The organism is Pseudomonas sp. HMWF021 (genome assembly GCF_003061005.1).
GTDB lineage: Bacteria > Pseudomonadota > Gammaproteobacteria > Pseudomonadales > Pseudomonadaceae > Aquipseudomonas.
Map to the genome: position 1 here is coordinate 32,578 of NZ_QAIK01000055.1, position 13,912 is coordinate 46,489.

Consider the following 13,912-nt stretch of genomic DNA (forward strand, 5'->3'; position numbering starts at 1 on the left):
CGTTTTCGCCGGACTCGGATTCTTCCGAACCTTCGATCACGTTGCCGTTGGCATCACGCTGACGCTCGCGACGGTTGCTGCGACGACGCTGACCACGGGAGCGACGACGTGGACGATCGCCTTCGGCGTTGTCCTGACCGTCTTCCGGCAGGTGCTCTTCGTTGCTGTTCACTTCTTCTTCAGCAACGGCAGCAGCCTGCTCGGCACGCGGTTGACGCTCTTCACGCGGCGGACGCGGTGCGCGCTCTTCGCGTGGCTGACGGGCCGGACGCTCTTCTGCGACTACAGCGGCAGCAGCAGCGACTGGTGCAGCTGGAGCGGCGTCCAGTGGCTCGCGCAGTTCACGTACGCGTTCTTCGCGCTCGCCACGTGGCTTGCGATCTTCACGCGGTGCACGCGGTGCACGTTCTTCACGCGGAGCGCGTGGTGCGCGTTCTTCGCGGGCGGCTGGCGCTTCGGTGCGGGCTTCACGCGGCTCGCGGACTTCACGGGCTTCACGTGGCTGACGCTCTTCGCGCGGCTCACGTGGGGCGCGTTCTTCACGCGGTGCACGTTCTTCACGCGGCTTGCGCTCTTCATCGCGGCGACCGTTACGGTTGCGGCTCTGCTGGCGACCATTGCGACGCTCTTCGTTACGGGCCGGACGCTCGGTGGCCGGTTTTTCAACCACGACCGGAGCGGCAGGCTCTTCTTTGGTGGCGAACAGGCTGACCAGCGATTTCACCAGGCCTTTGAACAGGCTTGGCTCTGGCGCGGCAACCGCAGCCGGGGCGGCAGGTGCAGCAGCAACTTCGGTCGGAACCGGAGCATTGGCGCGGGCCGGAGCAGTCTTGACTGCCGCTTCCTGGCGAACCAGGGTGCGGGTCGCGGCGGCTGGCTGGACTTCTTCGACTTCAGCGGCCGCGGCAGCGATTTCGTAGCTGGACTGGTTGGTCGCAGCTTCCGGGCTGTCGTCACGCAGGCGCTGAACTTCGAAGTGCGGAGTTTCGAGGTGATCGTTCGGCAGGATGACGATACGGGCACGGGTGCGCAGTTCGATCTTGGTGATCGAGTTGCGTTTTTCGTTGAGCAGGAACGCGGCGACCGGGATTGGCACCTGAGCGCGCACTTCGGCAGTGCGGTCTTTCAGGGCTTCTTCTTCGATCAGGCGCAGGATCGCCAGCGACAGCGATTCGACGTCACGGATGATGCCGGTGCCGTTGCAGCGCGGGCAGACGATGCCGCTGCTTTCGCCCAGCGATGGGCGCAGGCGCTGACGGGACATTTCCAGCAGACCGAAGCGCGAGATGCGGCCGATCTGCACGCGAGCGCGGTCGGCTTCCAGGCATTCGCGGACTTTCTCTTCCACGGCGCGCTGGTTCTTGGCAGGGGTCATGTCGATGAAGTCGATGACGATCAGGCCGCCGATGTCGCGCAGGCGCAACTGACGGGCGATTTCTTCGGCGGCTTCAAGGTTGGTCTGCAGAGCGGTTTCTTCGATGTCGCTGCCTTTGGTGGCGCGCGCCGAGTTGATGTCGATGGACACCAGGGCTTCGGTCGGATCGATGACGATGGAGCCGCCGGAAGGCAGTTCGACGACGCGCTGGAAAGCGGTCTCGATCTGGCTTTCGATCTGGAAACGGTTGAACAGCGGCACGCTGTCTTCGTACAGCTTGATCTTGCTGGCGTACTGCGGCATCACCTGGCGGATGAAGGTCAGGGCTTCGTCCTGGGCTTCTACGCTGTCGATCAGCACTTCGCCGATGTCCTGGCGCAGGTAATCGCGGATGGCGCGGATGATCACGTTGCTTTCCTGGTAGATCAGGAATGGCGCGGAGCGATCCAGCGAGGCTTCTTTGATGGCGGTCCACAGTTGCAGCAGGTAGTCGAGGTCCCACTGCATTTCTTCGCTGCTGCGGCCCAGGCCGGCAGTGCGCACGATCAGACCCATGTCGGCTGGGGCAACCAGGCCGTTCAGCGCTTCACGCAATTCGTTGCGCTCTTCGCCTTCGATGCGACGGGAGATACCGCCGGCACGCGGGTTGTTCGGCATCAGCACGAGGTAACGACCGGCCAGGCTGATGAAGGTGGTCAGGGCGGCGCCCTTGTTGCCACGTTCTTCTTTTTCGACCTGAACGATGACTTCCTGGCCTTCGCTCAGGACGTCCTTGATGTTGACGCGGCCTTCAGGAGCCTTCTTGAAGTACTCGCGGGAGATTTCTTTGAGGGGCAGGAAGCCGTGGCGCTCGGAGCCGAAATCGACAAAGGCAGCCTCAAGGCTTGGTTCGATGCGAGTGATACGGCCTTTGTAGATGTTGGCCTTCTTCTGCTCGCGTGCACCGGATTCGATGTCCAGGTCGTAGAGGCGCTGGCCATCTACCAGTGCAACACGCAACTCTTCGGGTTGAGTTGCGTTAATCAGCATTCTTTTCATGTAGTACCGTCGGTTTCCGGGCTGCCGGAAACGGCGTTCGGCACACACGACTTCTCACGGTCGGTGTCAGGTGCGTCGGGAGTGGTTGGCCATTCCCGTGTCCAGCGATGTCAGGCCAATTGGGCCGATATCGCGACGTACGCGTCCTGCTTGCTGTGGCTACTTAAGCACTCAGTCAGGAGGAGGAATCAACCAGCGGCTGTGGACGAGATGAAGCGTCTTGATAAAGCCTATTGCTACACAGTCCGGCGGTTGTGCATCTCCACCCTACACGTATCCCTGATAATTCGGGTGCTGCCGCGCGCAGAATCCGCAGCGGGTTGGCATTTACCGTGAGCTCCGAAAGGGGAGGTCACGCATCATGGCTAATTCAGGCGATGTTTCCGAAGCCTTCGCTCGGGGTCATCTGCAGCTGACTGCACTTTGTGAACTGGCCTCGAATATTTGCCTGTCAGGCGAGTGAAAACTCTGCTCGACGGTGTAATTCAGGCCTCATGTCACCTGCGCTTGTTACAACTGCAAACTCCACCGTTACGTAGCGAAAGCCCCGTAGGACGGCCTCGCGTCCTGGTGAATTGCGTTGGTCAGGGCCGGTTTTTGACCGTGGTTCCGCTGTCCAGGCCGCTTTTGGCGGCGTTCGCGACTATAGCAGCAATGATTAAGTGCTTCAATTCCATAAAAATTGTTATCATCCGCGGCATGACAACTACTGCCCCTTCGACTCCAGGCGTTCAACTGCTTGAAGTCTCGCCGGAGTATGCCGGCCAACGAATCGACAATTTCCTGCTAGCCCGGCTCAAAGGCGTGCCCAAGACCTTGATTTACCGCATTTTGCGTAAAGGCGAAGTGCGCGTGAACAAGGGGCGGATCAAGCCCGAATACAAGCTGCAGGCCGGCGATATCGTGCGCGTGCCGCCGGTTCGCGTGCCTGAACGCGACGAGCCGGTGCCATTGGCTCAAGGCCTGTTGCAGCGCCTGGAAGCCTCGATTGTCTACGAAGACAAAGCCCTGATCGTGATCAACAAGCCCGCCGGCATTGCGGTTCACGGTGGCAGCGGCCTGAATTACGGCGTCATCGAAGCCTTTCGTCAGTTGCGTCCCGATGCCAAGGAGCTGGAGCTGGTTCACCGTCTCGACCGTGACACCTCCGGCCTGCTGATGATCGCCAAAAAGCGCAGCATGTTGCGTCATTTGCACGCGGCATTGCGCGGTGATGGTGTCGACAAGCGCTATATGGCCTTGGTGCGCGGCAACTGGGCGACTTCGATCAAGCAGGTGCGTGCGGCGCTCGGCAAGAGCAACCTGCGTTCCGGCGAGCGCATGGTCGAGGTTGACGAGGAGGAGGGCAAGGAGTCGGTGACCGTGTTCAAGGTCCTGCGTCGCTTCGGCGACTTTGCCACCCTGATCGAAGCCAAGCCGATCACCGGTCGCACCCACCAGATCCGCGTCCACACCTTGCACGCCGGGCACTGCATTGCCGGCGACACCAAGTACGGCGATGACGGTTTCAGCAAGGAAATCCGTGATCTGGGCGGCAAGCGCCTGTTCCTGCACGCCTACATGCTGACCGTGCCGCTGCCCGATGGCGGTGAACTCAAGCTGCAGGCACCGGTCGATGAAATGTGGGCCAAGACCGTGGAGCGATTGAGTGCGCCCATCTGATTACAAATTGCTGATTTTCGATTGGGACGGCACGCTGGCCGATTCCATTCATCGGATTGTCGAGGCGATGCACTCGGCATCAGGGCGCTCGGGGTTCGAGTTGCGAGATGACTTTGCCGTCAAGGGCATCATCGGTCTGGGCTTGCCCGAGGCAATCCGTACCTTGTACCCGGACATCAGCGATGCCGAGATGACCTTGTTTCGCGAGTACTACGCCGATCACTACATTGCGGCAGAAGCTGTGCCTTCGCCGCTGTTCGATGGTGTAGTCGAATCGATGGCGTCGTTTCGTGAGCAGGGTTATCACCTGGCGGTGGCGACCGGCAAGAATCGTCGCGGACTGGATCGAGTGCTCAAGGCCAATGGCTGGGAAGATTATTTCGATATCACCCGCGCCGCCGACGAGACCGCGAGCAAACCGCACCCGCTGATGCTTGAGCAGATTCTCGAGCATTGCGGCGTACGCCCCGAGCAAGCGTTGATGGTCGGGGATTCATCCTTCGACCTGCTGATGGCGCGTAATGCCGGCATGGCGTCGGTGGCGGTCAGTTACGGTGCGCAGTCGATTGAATCGCTGCAGCAGTTCGAGCCGTGCCTGTCTATCGACCATTTTAGTGAGTTGCATACCTGGCTGGGGCAGCAGGCCAAATAAGTTTTTTCTGGGGTGGACTGGATGACCGACGAATGGAAAGCACCGGCCAAGGCAAGTGCCGACGACGGTGACGCAAAGAGCTGGAAGCTGTTGGAGAAAACCCTGCTGGCCAGCGTGCAGGAGCAGCGTCGTTCGCGGCGTTGGGGGATTTTCTTCAAGCTGCTGACGTTTGTTTATCTGTTTGTTGCGCTGATCCTGTTCACGCCGTTGATGGATATGGAAAAAAGCGCTACCCGTGGCTCGAACTACACCGCGCTGATCGACGTCACCGGCATGATTGCCGACAAGGAGCCGGCCAGTGCCGACAATATCGTCGGCAGCCTGCGTGCAGCCTTTGAGGACAAGAAAGTCAAAGGCGTGATCCTGCGGATCAATAGCCCGGGCGGCAGTCCGGTGCAGTCGGGTTACGTGTACGACGAGATCAAGCGTTTGCGCGCCCTGCATCCGGATACCAAGGTGTACGCGGTGATTTCCGATCTTGGCGCATCCGGTGCCTATTACATCGCCAGTGCGGCGGATCAGATCTATGCCGACAAGGCCAGTCTGGTCGGCTCCATCGGTGTGACGGCGGCGGGTTACGGTTTTGTCGGCACCATGGACAAGCTGGGCGTCGAGCGTCGCACTTACACCTCGGGTGAGCACAAGTCATTCCTGGATCCGTTCCAGCCGCAAAAGCCTGACGAGACCGCGTTCTGGCAGACCGTGCTCGACACCACGCACAAGCAGTTCATCAACAGCGTCAAGCAGGGTCGTGGCGATCGCCTGAAGGACAAGGAGCATCCGGAATTGTTCTCCGGGCTGGTCTGGTCTGGCGAGCAGGCGCTGCCGTTGGGCTTGATCGATGGTCTGGGCAATGCCAGTTCGGTGGCGCGCGACGTGATTGGCGAGAAAGAGCTGGTGGATTTCACTGTGCAGGAATCGCCGTTCGATCGCTTCTCGAAGAAGCTCGGCGCCAGTGTGGCTGAGCAGTTGGCGATGTGGATGGGGTTCCACGGACTTTCGTTGCGTTGATTCACCGGTAGATCAAAAGATCGCACCCTGCGGCAGCTCCTACAGGTTTCAAGTCCGATCGCATTTTTTGCGGTGACATGAATTCTGTAGGAGCTGCCGCAGGCTGCGATCTTTTGCTTTAAGGGATTTGCACGCCCTCGGCCAGCAACATGTCGATCAGGCGAATCAGTGGCAAGCCGATCAGGCTGGTGGCGTCAGGCCCTTCGGTGGACTGAAACAGGCTCACGCCCAAACCCTCGGCCTTGAAGCTGCCGGCGCAGTCGTAGGGTTGCTCCAGGCGCAGGTAGCGCTCGATGCGCGCCTCGTCGAGCTCGCGCATGTGTACGGTGAACGGCACGCAGTCGACCTGGCAGTGGCCGGTCTGGCTGTTGAGCAGGGCCAGGCCGGTGAGGAAGGTCACGCTGGCGCCGCTGGCGGCCAGCAACTGCTCGCGGGCCTTGTCGAAGGTGTGTGGCTTGCCGATGATGCGCTCGCCAAGCACGGCCACCTGATCCGAGCCGATGATCAGGTGAGCGGGGTGGCTGGCAGCCAGTGCTCGGGCTTTCTGTTCGGCGAGGCGCTTGACCAGCTCGATGGCCGATTCGCCAGGCTGGTGGCTTTCGTCGATATCCGGCGAGCTGCAGACGAACGGCAGGCGCAGGCGGGCGAGCAATTCCCGGCGATAAGTCGAGCTGGAAGCAAGTAATAAAGGCAGCATTGGCGTCTCCTGAGGCAGGCGCGAATTCTAGCGGAGGCACGCAAGTGACGGACAGGGCACAATTTCCTTTGACATGGGTGGGGGCATCCCTATAATGCTGCGCCTATGTTGAATGACCCGATTCCACCTCACGTTGACCCGCGCAAATTGGCTGACCGTGGCACCACCCTTCAAGGTGAACTGCTGCTGGCCGATTTGAAGAGACTCTGCGACCCGCTTTCCGACGATGTCGGTACGGTGCAGGCCAAATTCGTTTTTGAACGAGATGAACGTAAATCTGTGGTAATCCACAGCTTTATCGACACCGAAGTCAAAATGGTTTGCCAGCGTTGTCTTGAGCTGGTCACCCTGCCGATCCACAGCGAATGCAGTTACGCTGTCGTGAAGGAGGGTGCGAATACCCAGTCGTTACCGAAAGGTTATGACGTGCTGGAACTGGGCGAAGATCCATTGGATCTGCAGTCACTGATCGAGGAGGAGCTTCTGCTCGCCTTGCCCATTGTGCCTGCTCATCATCCGGAAGAATGCCAGCAGCCGGCGGGAGCAGATGAGCCCGAACCGAGCGAGGACGAGGTAACGCGGTCCAACCCGTTCAGTGTATTGGCGCAGTTAAAGCGTGACCCAAACGTTTAGGAGTTAATCAATTATGGCTGTTCAGCAGAACAAAAAATCCCGCTCTGCCCGTGACATGCGCCGTTCGCACGACGCTCTCGAGGCTAGCACCCTGTCTGTAGAAAAAACCACTGGTGAAGTTCACCTGCGTCACCACGTATCGCCAGAAGGCGTATACCGTGGCCGTAAAGTGATCGACAAGGGCGCTGACGAGTAATCACTTGTCCGCTCAAGTCATCGCGATTGACGCAATGGGCGGGGACTTCGGTCCCCGCAGCATTGTTCAGGCCAGCCTTGCTTGCCTTTCTGCTACGCCCTCGCTGTACCTGACCCTCGTCGGTCAACCCTCCCTTCTTGAAGAACTGATCAACGGCCAATCGGCTGCCGATCGCGCGCGCCTGACGATTGTCCCGGCGTCTGAAGTCATCACCATGGACGAAAAGCCGACCCAGGCCTTGCGTGGCAAGCCGGACTCGTCGATGCGTGTCGCCCTTGAACTGGTGCGTGATGGCAAGGCTCAGGCCTGTGTCAGTGCCGGCAATACCGGTGCGTTGATGGCGTTGTCGCGTTTCGTGCTCAAGACCTTGCCGGGGATTGATCGGCCGGCGATGGTCGCGGCGATCCCGACGCAGAAGGGTTATTGCCAGTTGCTCGACCTGGGTGCCAACGTCGATTGCAGCGCCGAGCATCTGTTGCAGTTCGCGGTGATGGGCTCGGTGGCCGCGCAGACGCTGGGCATTGCCCGGCCACGTGTCGCGTTGCTGAATATTGGCACCGAAGACATCAAGGGCAATCAGCAGGTCAAGCTGGCGGCGACTCTGCTGCAGGCTGCGCGTGGCATCAATTACATCGGTTTTGTCGAGGGCGATGGCCTGTATCGCGGCGAGGCGGATGTGGTGGTCTGTGACGGTTTTGTCGGCAATATCCTGCTCAAGTCCAGCGAAGGGTTGGCGACGATGATTGCTGCGCGCATCGAAGCCTTGTTCAAAAAGAACTTGGCGAGCCGTGCTGTCGGTGCCTTGGCACTGCCTTTGATGAAGCGTCTGCAGGCGGATCTGGCGCCGGCGCGACATAACGGCGCAAGCTTCCTCGGCTTGCAGGGCATCGTGGTGAAAAGTCACGGTTCGGCCGGGGTTCAGGGCTTTCAGAGTGCGATTCAGCGGGCGCTGATCGAGATTCAGGAGAACTTGCCCGAGCGTCTCCACGGTCGTCTGGAGGATTTGTTGTCTTAGGCGTTTTCGTCGGACAATGCTTAAATGTGACCGCCCGGTTCAAAGGGCCATCCAACTGTCAGTTTCTTGCGTCCCCCAGTGGGGCGTCATTTTTCGACGACAAGATCATTAGGGGCTTGTTACATGTCTGCTTCCCTCGCATTCGTCTTTCCAGGACAGGGTTCGCAGTCCCTCGGCATGCTCGCCGAGCTGGGCGCGGAATATCCGTTGATCCTCGAAACCTTCAAAGAAGCCTCTGAGGCTCTGGGCTATGACCTGTGGGCACTGACCCAGCAAGGCCCGGAAGAGCTGCTCAATCAAACCGACAAAACCCAACCGGCCATTCTGACCGCCTCGATCGCCCTGTGGCGTCTGTGGCTGGCTGAAGGTGGCGCGTGTCCGGCATTCGTTGCCGGTCACAGCCTGGGTGAATACAGCGCACTGGTTGCTGCCGGCAGCCTGAGCCTGGCTGATGCGGTGAAGCTCGTTGAGCGCCGTGGCCAGCTGATGCAGGAAGCTGTTCCGGCCGGGCAGGGCGGCATGGCTGCGATCCTTGGTCTGGAAGATGCTGATGTGCTGGCGGCCTGTGCCGAAGCGGCGCAGGGCGAAGTGGTCAGCGCGGTGAACTTCAACTCGCCAGGCCAGGTGGTTATCGCCGGTGCCAAGGCTGCGGTCGAGCGTGCCATCGAAGGCTGCAAGGCCCGTGGTGCCAAGCGTGCCATGCCGTTGCCGGTGAGCGTGCCTTCGCACTGCGAACTGATGCGCCCGGCTGCCGAGCGCTTTGCCGAATCCATCGCCGCCATCGACTGGCAGGCGCCGCAGATCCCGGTGGTACAGAACGTCAGCGCGCAAGTGCCGGCTGATCTGGACACCCTCAAGCGTGATCTGCTCGAACAACTGTACAAGCCGGTTCGCTGGGTTGAATCGGTCCAGACCCTGGCTGCCAAAGGCGCTACCAGTCTGGTCGAGTGCGGCCCGGGCAAAGTGCTGGCCGGTCTGAACAAACGTTGCGCCGAAGGCGTTTCGACTTCCAACCTCAACACCCCAGACGCTTTCGCTGCCGCCCGTGCAGCGCTGGCCTGAATCAGGAGAAACTTGCATGAGTCTGCAAGGTAAAGTTGCACTGGTCACCGGTGCAAGCCGCGGTATTGGCCAGGCTATCGCACTGGAACTGGGTCGTCAGGGCGCCATCGTTGTTGGCACCGCGACCTCCGCCAAGGGTGCCGAGGCAATTGCTGCCACGCTCAAGGAGCACGGCATTCAAGGTACCGGTCTGGAACTGAACGTCACCAGCGACGAATCCGTTGCCGCCGTGATCGCGAGCATTCAGGAGCAGTTCGGCGCGCCGGCGATTCTGGTCAATAATGCCGGCATCACCCGCGATAACCTGATGATGCGCATGAAAGACGATGAATGGTACGACGTGATCGATACCAACCTGAACAGTCTGTATCGCCTGTCCAAGGGCGTTTTGCGTGGCATGACCAAGGCGCGCTGGGGCCGAATTATCAGTATTGGCTCGGTGGTGGGTGCCATGGGCAACGCAGGCCAAGTAAACTATGCAGCCGCCAAGGCCGGCCTGGAAGGTTTCAGCCGTGCAATGGCGCGTGAAGTCGGTTCGCGTTCGATTACGGTCAACTCGGTAACCCCAGGGTTCATCGACACCGATATGACCCGCGAACTGCCGGAAGCACAGCGTGAAGCCTTGCAGACGCAGATTCCGCTGGGCCGTCTGGGACAAGCTCAAGAGATCGCCTCGGTGGTCGCTTTTCTTGCATCCGACGGTGCGGCATACGTCACCGGGGCTACAATCCCGGTGAACGGTGGGATGTACATGTAAGTAAAATGTGACGGATTGCTTCAAAAAAATGTCATACGAGCTGTCTAAAATCCGTTATAAAGCTGCAATCTATTTATAGGCAGAGGGCCGCAGGGTTTGAGGAGTGAAGCTTTCAGTTGAAAAGCTGAAAAGCCTTTCTATACACTTACCCACTGGCCAGCTGCCTGAATTTGTCCATTAGGAGTGAAAACAAGGTATGAGCACCATCGAAGAGCGCGTCAAGAAAATCGTTGCCGAGCAACTGGGCGTTAAAGAAGAAGAAGTGGTCAACACTGCTTCCTTCGTTGAAGACCTGGGTGCCGACTCCCTTGACACCGTTGAGCTGGTGATGGCTCTGGAAGAGGAATTCGAGACCGAAATCCCTGACGAAGAAGCTGAGAAGATCACTACTGTACAAGCTGCAATCGACTACGTTACTAGCCACCAGGCGTAATAGTTTGTAATCGTTGTCTGCTGTCATGGAAAAACCGCACTGCCATCATGGCGTGCGGTTTTTTCTTTAGGCCTGATGCAAAGTCGTCATTTGAAAAAGGAGAGTGCTGTGTCGCGTAGACGCGTCGTAGTCACCGGTATGGGTATGTTGTCGCCACTGGGCACGGATGTGCCGAGCAGTTGGCAGGGCATTCTGGCTGGCCGCAGTGGCATTGGTCTGATCGAACACACCGACCTTTCTGCCTATTCCACCCGTTTTGGCGGCTCGGTAAAGGGCTTCAATGTCGAGGAATACCTGTCGGTCAAGGAAGCACGCAAGCTCGACCTGTTCATTCAGTACGGTCTGGCCGCGGGTTTTCAGGCTGTTCGCAATGCTGGTCTGGAAGTCACCGACGCCAACCGTGAGCGCATTGGCGTGGCCATGGGTTCGGGCATCGGCGGTCTGACCAACATCGAAGAAACCAGCCGTACCCTGCATGAGACGGGCCCGCGTCGAATCTCGCCATTCTTCGTGCCAGGCTCGATCATCAATATGATTTCCGGGTTCCTGTCCATCCATCTGGGTGCACAAGGGCCTAACTACGCCATTTCCACTGCCTGTACCACCGGTACGCACTGCATTGGCATGGCGGCGCGCAACATCATGTACGACGAAGCCGACGTGATGATTGCCGGCGGTGCCGAAATGGCCGCGTGCGGTCTGGGCATGGGCGGCTTCGGCGCGTCCCGTGCGCTGTCGACCCGCAACGACGAGCCGACCCGCGCCAGCCGTCCGTGGGACAAGGGCCGTGATGGTTTCGTATTGTCTGACGGTGCCGGTGCGCTGGTGCTCGAAGAACTCGAACATGCCAAGGCGCGCGGCGCTACGATCTACGCCGAGCTGATCGGCTTCGGCACCAGTGGCGATGCGTTCCACATGACTTCGCCACCGGCTGATGGCGCTGGTGCAGCGCGCTGCATCACCAATGCCCTGCGCGATGCGAAGATCAATATCGACCAGGTGCAGTACATCAACGCCCACGGGACTTCGACCCCGGCCGGTGACCTTGCCGAAGCCAACGCGATCAAGACCGTGTTCGGTGATCACGCCTACAACCTGGCGGTCAGCTCCACCAAGTCCATGACCGGTCACCTGTTGGGTGCGGCGGGTGCGGTCGAGGCGATCTTCAGCGTATTGGCGATCAACAGCCAAGTGGCACCGCCGACCATCAACCTCGACGAGCCGGATGAAGGCTGCGATCTTGATTTCGTGCCGCACACGGCACGCAACATGGACATCGACGTCGTACTGTCCAACTCCTTCGGGTTTGGCGGCACCAACGGCACGTTGGCGTTCCGTCGGTTCGCAGGCTGATGGACTGCTGGGTCGACGGTCAGCCGGCTGACGCTCTGTCGCTGAAAGATCGCGGCCTGGCTTACGGCGATGGTCTGTTCGAGACCATTGCCGTACACGGCGGCCAGCCGGTATTGCTGGACCGTCATCTGACGCGTCTGGTCGAGGGCTGCTCGCGGCTGGCCATCGCGGTGGATATCGAGCTGATTCGTACCGAGCTGCTGAGCTACGCGGCAGCAATGGTTGAGGGTGTGCTCAAGCTCATTCTCACCCGAGGCGACGGCATGCGCGGCTACGCACCCGATCCTGCGGCGCAGGGCCGGCGCATTCTGCAAGGCAATCCTCCTGCTGCTTATCCTGCCGTGCATGGCGAGCAGGGCGTGCGCCTGTTTCCCTGCGTCACACGGTTGTCGAATCAGCCATTGCTGGCCGGCCTCAAGCATCTCAATCGCTTGGAGCAAGTGCTCGCCCGTGCCGAATGGCGCGACAGCGAACACGCCGAAGGCTTGATGCTCGATCAGGCCGGGCGGGTCATCGAAGGCGTGTTCAGCAACCTGTTTGTGGTGCGCGACGGCGTATTGATCACCCCGGATCTGAAACGCTGTGGCGTGGCCGGTGTGATGCGTGCCGAAATATTGTTTCAGGCCGAGTCGTTGGCCATCCCCACCCAAATCACCGACATCAGCCTCGAACAGCTGCAATGGGCCGATGAAGTCTTTATCTGCAACAGCGTGTATGGCGTCTGGCCGGTACGCGCCTACGCTGCACTGAGCTGGCCGGTTGGCCCGCTCACCCGTAAACTGCAAACCATTGCCCGCGCGCTACTGGATGCCTGATTCGTGAGACGTAAACTCTTGCTGCTGCTGGAAACCGGACTGGTTCTGGCAGGGCTGCTGATGGGCGCCAGCGCCTGGAAAATTCATTCGGCGCTGGAACAGCCCCTGAACATCACGCAGGAAGAACTGCTGGATGTGCCGAAAGGCTCGACACCGACCCGTACCTTTCTTGAACTCGAAACCGATGGAGTCATCAAGGACGCCTTCTGGTTGCGCATTTATTGGCGCTTCAACCTGGCCGGTACGCCGATCCACAGCGGCGAATACCGCATGCAGCCGGGCATGACCGTCAACGGTCTGATCGACCTGTGGAAACGTGGCGAAGTGGTGCAGTACAGCCTGACGCTGGTCGAGGGCTGGAACTTCCATCAGGTGCGCGCTGCGCTGGCCAAGGATGAAAAGATCGAGCAGACCCTCAAAGGCCTGAGCGACGCGGAAGTGATGGAGAAAATCGGCCATCGCGGATTGTTCCCCGAAGGTCGCTTCTTCCCGGACACTTATCGCTTCGTGCGGGGTTTTTCCGACGTTGAATTGTTGAAAAAGGCCTTCGATCGTCTCGATGAAGTGTTGGCCAAGGAGTGGGAGAACCGCTCGGCTGATGCCCCGTACAGTGAGCCTTACCAGGCGCTGATCATGGCCTCGCTGGTGGAGAAGGAAACCGGTGTGCCGCAGGAGCGCGGGCAGATTGCCGGCGTGTTCGTGCGCCGTATGGCGCTGGGCATGCAGTTGCAGACCGATCCGACCGTTATTTACGGCCTGGGCGATCGCTACACTGGCAAATTGACTCGCGCTCATCTCAAGGAGCCGACGCCGTACAACACCTATGTGATTCCCGGATTGCCGCCAACGCCGATTGCCATGGTCGGTCGCGAGGCGATTCATGCCGCGCTCAATCCGGTGGAAGGCAACAGCCTGTATTTTGTCGCCCGTGGTGACGGCAGCCATGTGTTCTCCGATGACCTGGACGCGCATAACAGTGCGGTGCGCGAGTTTCAGCTCAAGCGCCGTGCCGATTACCGCTCGAGTCCGGCCCCGGCGAATGCGCCGTCGGCTCCGGCCACGGCAACGGAGGAGGCGATTCCTGCCGCGTCGCCTGATACCGCACCTGAAGCGTTGCCACAGGTTCCCGCTCAGGAACCCGCGCCGACGCCGGCTCCTGCGGTTGAATCCGGAGCGGCCTCACCGCAAAACGCGCAATGACTTTGATTAAGGA

13 protein-coding genes and 1 pseudogene are annotated in these 13,912 nt (G+C 59.9%); 12 read left to right on the forward strand and 2 right to left on the reverse strand.

Annotation, left to right across the window (positions count from 1 at the left end; all coding sequences use genetic code 11):
• Positions 1-2,413 (reverse strand): annotated as a pseudogene (gene rne, locus DBR18_RS07430) (ribonuclease E); the annotation flags it as partial.
• Positions 2,414-3,112: 699 nt separating this feature from the next.
• Between rne and rluC the strand changes: the two are divergent.
• The 3 genes from rluC to sppA are packed head-to-tail and all read left to right on the forward strand — an operon-like array spanning position 3,113 to position 5,738.
• Positions 3,113-4,075, forward strand: coding sequence for a 23S rRNA pseudouridine(955/2504/2580) synthase RluC (gene rluC, locus DBR18_RS07435; protein WP_007950779.1), 963 nt, complete (start codon positions 3,113-3,115; stop codon positions 4,073-4,075).
• A complete protein-coding gene (locus tag DBR18_RS07440) occupies positions 4,062-4,727 on the forward strand; it encodes an HAD-IA family hydrolase (protein ID WP_108589863.1) in 666 nt (221 codons plus the stop codon). Before rluC ends, DBR18_RS07440 begins: the two co-directional genes overlap by 14 nt.
• A gap of 21 nt (positions 4,728-4,748) precedes the next feature.
• Entirely contained in the window at positions 4,749-5,738 is a 990-nt protein-coding gene (sppA, locus tag DBR18_RS07445) for a signal peptide peptidase SppA (protein WP_108589864.1), read from the forward strand.
• 118 nt (positions 5,739-5,856) lie between these two features.
• On the opposite strand, the gene DBR18_RS07450 is transcribed toward sppA, so the two are convergent.
• The gene (locus DBR18_RS07450) at positions 5,857-6,435 is read right to left on the reverse strand and encodes a nucleoside triphosphate pyrophosphatase (RefSeq protein WP_108589865.1); all 579 of its coding nucleotides are present in this window, start codon (positions 6,433-6,435) and stop codon (positions 5,857-5,859) included.
• 105 nt (positions 6,436-6,540) lie between these two features.
• Here DBR18_RS07450 and DBR18_RS07455 point away from each other — a divergent pair, with 105 nt between their 5' ends.
• The 9 genes from DBR18_RS07455 to mltG all read left to right on the forward strand — a co-directional run bounded on the left by DBR18_RS07455 (position 6,541) and on the right by mltG (position 13,899).
• A complete protein-coding gene (locus tag DBR18_RS07455) occupies positions 6,541-7,068 on the forward strand; it encodes a YceD family protein (protein ID WP_003204262.1) in 528 nt (175 codons plus the stop codon).
• Between the two features lie 13 nt (positions 7,069-7,081).
• Positions 7,082-7,264: a 50S ribosomal protein L32 gene (rpmF, locus tag DBR18_RS07460; protein WP_003179396.1), complete on the forward strand. Its 183-nt coding sequence runs from the start codon at positions 7,082-7,084 to the stop codon at positions 7,262-7,264.
• 4 nt (positions 7,265-7,268) lie between these two features.
• The gene (gene plsX, locus DBR18_RS07465) at positions 7,269-8,279 is read left to right on the forward strand and encodes a phosphate acyltransferase PlsX (RefSeq protein WP_108589866.1); all 1,011 of its coding nucleotides are present in this window, start codon (positions 7,269-7,271) and stop codon (positions 8,277-8,279) included.
• A gap of 123 nt (positions 8,280-8,402) precedes the next feature.
• Positions 8,403-9,341, forward strand: coding sequence for an ACP S-malonyltransferase (gene fabD / locus DBR18_RS07470; RefSeq protein WP_108589867.1), 939 nt, complete (start codon positions 8,403-8,405; stop codon positions 9,339-9,341).
• A gap of 16 nt (positions 9,342-9,357) precedes the next feature.
• Positions 9,358-10,098 carry a 3-oxoacyl-ACP reductase FabG gene (fabG, locus tag DBR18_RS07475; protein WP_027612356.1) on the forward strand — a complete coding sequence of 247 codons (741 nt, stop codon included), beginning with the start codon at positions 9,358-9,360 and terminating at the stop codon, positions 10,096-10,098.
• Between the two features lie 196 nt (positions 10,099-10,294).
• Complete coding sequence (gene acpP, locus DBR18_RS07480) at positions 10,295-10,531, forward strand: acyl carrier protein (RefSeq protein WP_003175607.1); 237 nt, start codon at positions 10,295-10,297, stop codon at positions 10,529-10,531.
• 108 nt (positions 10,532-10,639) lie between these two features.
• A complete protein-coding gene (gene fabF / locus DBR18_RS07485) occupies positions 10,640-11,884 on the forward strand; it encodes a beta-ketoacyl-ACP synthase II (RefSeq protein WP_003227039.1) in 1,245 nt (414 codons plus the stop codon).
• Entirely contained in the window at positions 11,884-12,699 is an 816-nt protein-coding gene (gene pabC / locus DBR18_RS07490; RefSeq protein ID WP_108589868.1) for an aminodeoxychorismate lyase, read from the forward strand. Before fabF ends, pabC begins: the two co-directional genes overlap by 1 nt.
• A 3-nt stretch (positions 12,700-12,702) precedes the next feature.
• Entirely contained in the window at positions 12,703-13,899 is a 1,197-nt protein-coding gene (gene mltG, locus DBR18_RS07495) for an endolytic transglycosylase MltG (protein ID WP_108589869.1), read from the forward strand.
• Positions 13,900-13,912: the final 13 nt, after the last annotated feature.

Bases quoted from the DNA above. Each gene is read 5' to 3' on its own strand.
- acpP (WP_003175607.1), top strand. From the start codon at position 10,295: ATGAGCACCATCGAAGAGCGCGTCAAGAAAATCGTTGCCGAGCAACTG.
- pabC (WP_108589868.1), top strand. From the start codon at position 11,884: ATGGACTGCTGGGTCGACGGTCAGCCGGCTGACGCTCTGTCGCTGAAA.
- rluC (WP_007950779.1), top strand. From the start codon at position 3,113: ATGACAACTACTGCCCCTTCGACTCCAGGCGTTCAACTGCTTGAAGTC.
- sppA (WP_108589864.1), top strand. From the start codon at position 4,749: ATGACCGACGAATGGAAAGCACCGGCCAAGGCAAGTGCCGACGACGGT.
- fabD (WP_108589867.1), top strand. From the start codon at position 8,403: ATGTCTGCTTCCCTCGCATTCGTCTTTCCAGGACAGGGTTCGCAGTCC.
- DBR18_RS07450 (WP_108589865.1), bottom strand. From the start codon at position 6,435: ATGCTGCCTTTATTACTTGCTTCCAGCTCGACTTATCGCCGGGAATTG.
- rpmF (WP_003179396.1), top strand. From the start codon at position 7,082: ATGGCTGTTCAGCAGAACAAAAAATCCCGCTCTGCCCGTGACATGCGC.
- fabG (WP_027612356.1), top strand. From the start codon at position 9,358: ATGAGTCTGCAAGGTAAAGTTGCACTGGTCACCGGTGCAAGCCGCGGT.
- DBR18_RS07455 (WP_003204262.1), top strand. From the start codon at position 6,541: ATGTTGAATGACCCGATTCCACCTCACGTTGACCCGCGCAAATTGGCT.